This is a genomic window from Kocuria sp. WRN011, from assembly GCF_002295155.1.
In the GTDB taxonomy this organism is placed as follows: Bacteria; Actinomycetota; Actinomycetes; order Actinomycetales; family Micrococcaceae; genus Kocuria; species Kocuria carniphila.
This window is the reverse complement of record NZ_NSGI01000012.1, coordinates 78,292-85,605: the sequence shown is the minus strand read 5'-3', so window position 1 is coordinate 85,605 and position 7,314 is coordinate 78,292. Positions and strand designations below refer to the sequence as shown.

Sequence of the window (7,314 nt, the reverse complement as noted above, 5' to 3'; positions counted from 1 at the left end):
AGCGGTCAACGCGTGTCTCTCGACCGGGCGGCAACACCCCCCGGACCATGGATGGCAGGGCAACAAAGCCATACCCGGCCGAGCGACCAGACCCCCCGACTATCGGGGGTACTCACAAGGTAACGGGCGCGGCTGTGATGTTCGATCCGCCTCTTTTCGCACCAGTCACCCGAGACCGCACAACGAGGTGCCCTCAGTGAAACGAAGGGCCTTGTTCAAGCTGAAACCAGCGACCGTTTCAAATCTTCGGTCAAGATGTCTGATGATGATCGTGTTCGTGATTGCGGCAGTCATCCTCAAAAACCCAATCATTTGGATTATTCTGGCCGTTCTCATCGTCGTAGTTGTTCTTCAGGCCGTGGACGCGCTGCGAGAGGAAACAGGATGGCCGAGCTACGAGGGGTGGCCTCACATCGAAACCGACCCTGACACGGGCGAGGAATTCTTTGTCGACGCTTTCGGGGTCCGGGAACCGCTTGATCCGAATGATCTTCGACCCGATGAACCCACAGCAAGTGATCACTAAATTAATGTGAGTCAGGACTCCAAGAAATGCAGCTGCCTCGGGGTCAAACACCTTAGAAAAACACGCCGACGCCGCTCCAAGGCTTGGAGCGGCGTCGGCGTGTCAGTAAGTTCGACCGGGAGGTCAGCCCTCGATCAGATCCCGCACCACAATGGTGTCCTCGCGGTCGGGGCCCACACCGATCGCGGAGATCCGGCAACCGGATATACCCTCGAGCGCCTTGATGTACGCGCGGGCGTTGGCCGGGAGGTCTTCCATGCTGCGGGCGCCGGTGATGTTTTCCTTCCAGCCCGGGAAGTTCTCGTAAATGGGCTTGGCGTGGTGGAAGTCGGACTGGGTCATGGGCATTTCGTCGAAGCGCTGACCGTCCACGTCGTAGGCGACGCACACCGGGATCTCGTCCAGGCCGGTGAGCACGTCCAGCTTGGTGATGAAGAGGTCCGTGAAGCCGTTGATGCGCGAGGCCTGGCGGGCCATGACGGCGTCGTACCAGCCGGTGCGGCGCGGGCGGCCGGTGTTCACGCCGAATTCGCCGCCGGTCTTGCGCAGCTGCTCGCCCATGTCGTCGAAGAGCTCGGTGGGGAACGGGCCGGCCCCCACGCGGGTGGTGTACGCCTTTTGGATGCCGATCACGCGTGTGATACGCGTGGGGCCCACACCTGAACCAACGGACGCGCCGCCTGCGGTGGGGTTGGACGAGGTCACGAACGGGTAGGTGCCGTGGTCCACGTCCAGGAACGTGGCCTGGCCGCCTTCCATGAGCACCGCTTCGTCACGATCAAGGGCTTCGTTGAGCAGACGCGTGGAGTCCACAATCATGGGTGCCAGGCGGTCCGCGAAGCCCATGAAGTACTCCACGATCTCGTCCACCTCGAACGCGCGGCGGTTGTACAGCTTGACCAGCAGCTCGTTCTTCTGGCGCAGCGCGCCCTCGATCTTCTGGCGCAGGATCGACTCGTCCAGCACGTCCTGAACGCGGATGCCCAGGCGACCCACCTTGTCCATGTAGGTGGGTCCGATACCGCGGCCGGTGGTGCCGATGGCCCGCTTGCCCAGGAACCGTTCGGTGACCTGGTCGAGGGTCTGGTGGTACGGAGCCACCAGGTGCGCGTTGGCAGAGATGCGCAGGTGGGAGGTGTCTGCTCCGCGGGCTTCGAGACCGTCGATCTCCTCGAACAGGGCCTGCGGGTTGATGACCACACCGTTGCCGATCACCGAGGTTGCGTTGGGGCTGAGGATGCCCGCGGGAAGGAGCTTGAGCTCGAACTTCTCGCCGCCCACCACTACGGTGTGCCCGGCGTTGTTACCGCCGTTGGGCTTGACCACGTAGTCCACTCGACCACCCAGGAGGTCCGTGGCCTTGCCTTTACCCTCGTCGCCCCATTGGGCTCCGACGATCACGATTGCTGGCATTGCAGAATTCTCCTGCCCGGGCGCGAACCCATTTGGCACGACAACAGTTGAGGTGTACGCACCACGAGCACGTACCTCCCGATTCTAACGGGGTGCGACGACAACCACAGCCTCGTGACCTTTCACGGTGCCTGGACGGGCCCGGAACGGGGGTAACGTTGATGGCTATGAGTCCGTCGAATTCGCGTCCCACCTCCGCTCCCTCCGCGCCAGTCCAGGGAACGGGGAGCAGTACTTTTCACGACGGACCGGTGGAGCACACTCCCCACAGCAACACCCAGAACGCCCAAAAGGCGCAGAGCAGCTATCTCAAGCCGCGCCACCTGGTGATGATGGCCCTGGGCTCGGCGATCGGCACCGGCTTGTTCGTGGGAACGGGTGCCGCCATCCAGACCGCCGGCCCCGCCGTGCTGATCTCCTACCTGGTGGCGTGTCTGCTGCTCGTGCTGGTCATGCGTGCACTGGGTGAGATGGCCGCAGCAGATCCTTCATCGGGTGCGTTCTCGACCTATGCCGGTAAGGCGATGGGACCCACCGTGGGCCGCGCACTCGGCTGGTTGTGGTGGGCACAGATCGTGGTGGTCGTCGCGGCCGAAGCCACGGCGGCCGCGCAACTGGTCACCGAGATGTGGCCGTCTCTGCCCCAGTGGGTCTGGGCACTGATCTTCATGGCCGTTTTCACCGCCATCAACCTGGTGCGCGTGGGCACCCTGGGCGAAACCGAGTTCTGGTTCGCGCTCCTCAAGGTCGCCGCGGTGGTCGCGTTCCTGGCGGTGGGCGTTCTCCTGCTGATCGGTGTGCTTCCCGCACCCTCCCCCGGCCTGAGTAACCTCACCGAACACGGCGGGTTCATGCCAAACGGCATCACGGGTGTCGCGGCGGCGCTCCTCGTGGTGATCTTCGCCTTCGGAGGCACCGAGCTGGTCACCATCGCGGCAGCCGAGACCGAAGACCCCCAGCGCAACGTGGCCGCGGCGATTCGCACCATTCTGATCCGCATCCTGGTTTTCTACGTGGGTGCCGTGACCGTCATGGTCCTGGTGCTGCCGTGGAACAACACCGAACTTTCCTCCAGCCCGTTTGTGGCCGTGTTGAACGTGGCGGGCATCCCCGGCGCGGACGTTCTCATGAACATCGTGATCATCCTGGCGTTGCTGTCCGCGCTCAACGCCAACGTCTATGGCAGCTCGCGCATGCTCTACTCGCTGGCACGACGCGGTTCCGCGCCCAACGCCCTCGCGGGCACTTCTTCACGAGGAGTCCCCCGTGCCGCCGTGGTGATCTCGGTGCTGTTCGGCTTCATCGCGGTGGTGCTGAACTACCTGTGGCCCGAAACCATCCTGAACATCATGCTCAACGTGATCGGCTCCACGTGCCTGGTGGTCTGGGGCCTGGCGTTGATCTCCCAGATCATCCTGCGTAAGCGCGCGGACCGCGCCGGCGTGGAATCACCGCTGAAGATGTGGCTCTTCCCGTGGCTGTCCTACTTCGCTCTGGCCTTGCTGGCCGCGATCATCATCCTGGGCCTGCTCGATTCCGTGGTCCGGTTCCAGCTGATCGCCACCTTCATCCTGGTGTGCCTGATCGCCCTGGCCTGCAAGGTCTTCATCAAGCCTCGGGCGGGTTCGGTCTCCGCCGACGACGCCGCTCCGCGCACCTAACGCTTCTGCCACCCGGACGGCTCAGTCGCTCCGGATTCGGCTTTCAAAATCCGGCCGCGATCCTTACTGACTGCGGCCGGATCTCGAGGAACCAACGCTGCCGACTAGACCTCCGCCGGCAGATCCGGGAACGTGGCCGCGACCCCCGGGGAGCGCAACACACCCTGGAACGTGGACAGCCCCTCGGCCAGTCCCGGATCACTTACCAGCGCTTGTTCGATGCCCCCGGCCAGCTTGAGCACGTACGGCATGGTGGCGTTGGTCAGCGCCTGGGTGGCGGTGACCGGGACCGCTCCGGGCATGTTCGCCACGCAGTAGTGACGTATGCCGTCAACGTAATATGTGGCGTCGTCGTAGCTCGTGGGGCGAGTTGTTTCGAAGCAACCACCCTGGTCAACGGCCACATCCACGAGAAGTGCGTGCGGCTTGAGGAGTTTCAGGTGCTCTCGCCGCACCAGCTTGGGAGCCGCTGCGCCGGGGATCAGTACGGCACCCACCACCACGTCCGCCTTGGGCAGTTCTTCCTCGATCCGGTGGGGATCGCTCATGAGAATGCGGGCGCCCGGCAGCATGAGATCCAGCTCGCGGATGCGGTCACCACTGGCATCCAACACGGTGACGTCCGCGCCGAGCCCTACGGCCGCACGTGCCGCGTGCTCACCCACGGTGCCACCGCCGATGACCAACACCACCGGCGGAACCACACCAGGGACGCGGCCCATGAGAATTCCGGGGCCACCCTCGTGGTGCAGCATGTAGCGGGTTGCCGCGCCGATCGACAGCCGCCCGGCGATTTCGGACATGGGTCGCAGCAGCGGCAAAGTGCGCCCCACGCGGACCGTCTCGTACGCGATACCCGTGGTGCCGCTGGTGAGCAGTGCCTCGGTCAGATCCCGACTGGCCGCCAGGTGCAAGTACGTGAACAGTGTGAGGTCTTCGCGGAGGTAGCCGTACTCCTGGGCAATCGGCTCCTTGACCTTGACCACCATGTCGGCGTTATTCCAGGCGTCGTCAACACTGACCATGCGAGCCCCGGCGGTCTCGTAGGCGGCGTCGTCGAAACCCGACCCCTCGCCGGCCCCGCGCTCCACGAGCACCTCATGGCCTCGACCCGTCAGCGCCGTGACCACGGCCGGGGTGAGCCCGACTCGAGCCTCTTCGGGTTTGACTTCGCGGGGAACCGAAATCCGCATGACTGCCACGCTCCTGCCGTAGATGGGGCGCGCGAGCCTGGCAGGTTGCGCTCAAGGCTCTGCATCGAACCCCGGGGTGTCCCTCCATTGTGCACGCTCGGCAGTGATGCGCGACACAGGCGGGCTCGATGCCGCCAGCGGTCGGGGGGAGGGACACTCGCACTTCACCTTTTGGAGTGGGAGGTCACGAGGGAACCATCGGAGTGGCACATTTCAGGCATAGGTTCGCGGCCCGAACATTCTGGGCAGAGCATCGCCGCTTCAAGTGCGATAACGCTACGTTCCTCTACCACAGATGCTCGAGGCAGAGATCCTGGTGCTGATCTCTGCCTCGAATGTTCACCCGGTCATTCCACCGGCGTTAGCGCTGCGCGATCTGCCCCGCGGCCTCCGGGTCCGAGTCATCCAGGAATTTCTCGATACGGGCGGCCTCGTCCATCTCACCGATCTGCGCGGCAGCTTTACCCAGTGCAGCCAGTGCGCGCAGGAACCCACGGTTCGGTTCGTGGGAGTACGGCACCGGTCCGTGGCCCTTCCAGCCGTGGCCGCGCAGCGAATCCAGGCCGCGGTGGTAACCCACGCGAGCGTACGCGTAGCCCTCCAGGGTGCGGCCGTCCGCGAGCGCCTCCTCCGCGAGGATGGCCCACGGTAGCTGCTCCTTGGGGAATGCAGCCGCGAGATCCTCGGCCTCGTCCCCGGCGTCGAGACGCGCGGTCAGCTGGGGGTTCTCCTCCAGGTAGGTGGGCTCCGGTCCGTCCAGGAGATTCTTGCCGATGAGTGCCACGATGGTTCCTTTCCACGATCGTCATGGGGTCTGCTGCCCACTCTACGCAGGCTCGACGACGCCGCTCGCGGCCTTTCGCGCCCGGCGTGACTTACTGCTCGATCATGATTCCCACACCCGGTCCCAGTGGCAGGTTGAAGAAGTAGAAGACCATGAGAATGATCGTCCACGCGACCCAGAAGGGCACCACGAACGGAATCATCCGGGCCATGACCGTGCCCAAGCCTGCCTCGGGTTCGTACTTACGGAGCATGGCCAACAGCACCACCATGTACGGGTTGAGCGGGGTCATCACCTGGGTGGCGGAGTCGCCCACGCGGAAGGCTGCCTGGATGAAGGCGGGTTCGAATCCCAGGATGCCGAACATCGGCACGAACACTGCGGCCATCAGGGTCCACATGGACGAACCGGAAATGATGAACAGGTTCAGCAGTGAACACAGGATGATGAAGCCGATGATCACGGGGAATCCGGTCACACCCGCGTTCTGCAGCCCGGTTGCACCGGTCACGGCGATCCACGAGCCGATGCCGGACCAGTTGAACAGTGCGATGAACTGACCCAGGATGAACGCCAGCACCAGGAAGGACGTCATGTCCTTGAGCGCCTCCCCCATCATGACCGGAACGTCCTTGAAGCCCCGGATGGAGCCCGCAATGCGGCCGTAGACGTAACCGCTCACGGAGAAGAACACGAAGATGATGAACACGATGGAGGCCAGCAGCGGGGAGGCCGGGAGGAAGTTGCCCTCCTCATTGCGCCACGGCGAGTTGGGGAGCAGCGCGAATACGGTCAGCACCACGGCGATGAGCACGAACGTCATGCACGCCCAGATCAGTGCCTTCTTCTCACGAGGAGACAGTTCGGCTTCGGTCTTGGGCTCCTGGGACTCGGTCACGGTTTGCTCGTCGCCCACGATCCGCATGGATCGGGTGTCGGTCATGAGCTGGCTTGTTTCCGGGTTGACCTCTTCCCGAGAAACCTTGGCGCGTTCCACGCGCGGCTCCACGATCTTGTCGATCACCCAGCCGGCAATCACGGAGAGCACGAGCGCCGAAACGATGTTGAAGTAGTAATTGGAGATCGGGTTGACCTCGGTCGCGTTCTCCGCGAGCGCGGGGACGGTGGGGATCACGGCGTTGGTGATACCCGCGAACAGGGCGTCGAGCGACGTCGGGAAGATATTGGTCGAATACCCGGCACCCGCAGCGGCGAAACCACCCAGTAGGCCGGCCACCGGATGGCGGCCGGCAGCCTTGAAAGCGAGCGCGGCCAGCGGCGGGATCACCACGAACGCGGAGTCCGCCATGATGGAGCCGACCACACCCACGAAGCCCACGGTGTAGGGCAGCAGCCAGCGGGGCGCACTGCCGATCGTGTAGCGGATCGCGGCCGCCAGGAAGCCCGACTTTTCAGCGATACCGATGGCCAACAAGATGGTCGCCACGGTGACCAGCGGCGGGAAGCCGATGTAGTTGTCACCCAGGGTGGACGTGAACCATGCGATGCCTTCGCCGGTGAACAGACCCTTGATGGCTAGCGGCTCATCGGTTCCCGGGACCGTGACGATCACATTGCCCCAGGCCATGGCCGTGGACACGATCGCGGTGATCAGGAAGAGGATCGTGAACAGGGCGAACGGTTCGGGCAGCTTGTTGCCGACCCGCTCGATGCCCGTGAGAAGCCTGTCCCCCAGATTCGATGTCTTGGTCGCGGTGGCGTTCATGTGCACTCCAT

6 protein-coding genes are annotated in these 7,314 nt (G+C 64.1%); 2 read left to right on the top strand and 4 right to left on the bottom strand.

All coding sequences use genetic code 11. From position 1 onward, the window contains the following. Window positions 1–262 precede the first annotated feature (262 nt). The gene (locus CKW39_RS14365; RefSeq protein WP_095798794.1) at window positions 263–526 is read left to right on the top strand and encodes a hypothetical protein; all 264 of its coding nucleotides are present in this window, start codon (window positions 263–265) and stop codon (window positions 524–526) included. A 123-nt stretch (window positions 527–649) separates the two neighbouring features. Here CKW39_RS14365 and CKW39_RS14360 read toward each other — a convergent pair whose 3' ends face one another. Continuing rightward, window positions 650–1,939 carry an adenylosuccinate synthase gene (locus tag CKW39_RS14360; protein WP_095798793.1) on the bottom strand — a complete coding sequence of 430 codons (1,290 nt, stop codon included), beginning with the start codon at window positions 1,937–1,939 and terminating at the stop codon, window positions 650–652. A gap of 251 nt (window positions 1,940–2,190) precedes the next feature. Between CKW39_RS14360 and CKW39_RS14355 the strand changes: the two genes are divergently transcribed. Then, window positions 2,191–3,600, top strand: a complete 1,410-nt coding sequence (locus tag CKW39_RS14355; RefSeq protein ID WP_095798792.1) for an amino acid permease — start codon at window positions 2,191–2,193, stop codon at window positions 3,598–3,600. A 104-nt stretch (window positions 3,601–3,704) separates the two neighbouring features. On the opposite strand, the gene ald is transcribed toward CKW39_RS14355, so the two are convergent. From ald to CKW39_RS14340, 3 genes are all read right to left on the bottom strand, one after another. Then, window positions 3,705–4,793, bottom strand: a complete 1,089-nt coding sequence (gene ald, locus CKW39_RS14350; protein WP_095798791.1) for an alanine dehydrogenase — start codon at window positions 4,791–4,793, stop codon at window positions 3,705–3,707. A 361-nt stretch (window positions 4,794–5,154) separates the two neighbouring features. Continuing rightward, window positions 5,155–5,577 carry a DUF3151 domain-containing protein gene (locus CKW39_RS14345; protein ID WP_095798790.1) on the bottom strand — a complete coding sequence of 141 codons (423 nt, stop codon included), beginning with the start codon at window positions 5,575–5,577 and terminating at the stop codon, window positions 5,155–5,157. A gap of 91 nt (window positions 5,578–5,668) precedes the next feature. After that, complete coding sequence (locus tag CKW39_RS14340) at window positions 5,669–7,303, bottom strand: AbgT family transporter (RefSeq protein WP_095798789.1); 1,635 nt, start codon at window positions 7,301–7,303, stop codon at window positions 5,669–5,671. Window positions 7,304–7,314 lie beyond the last annotated feature (11 nt).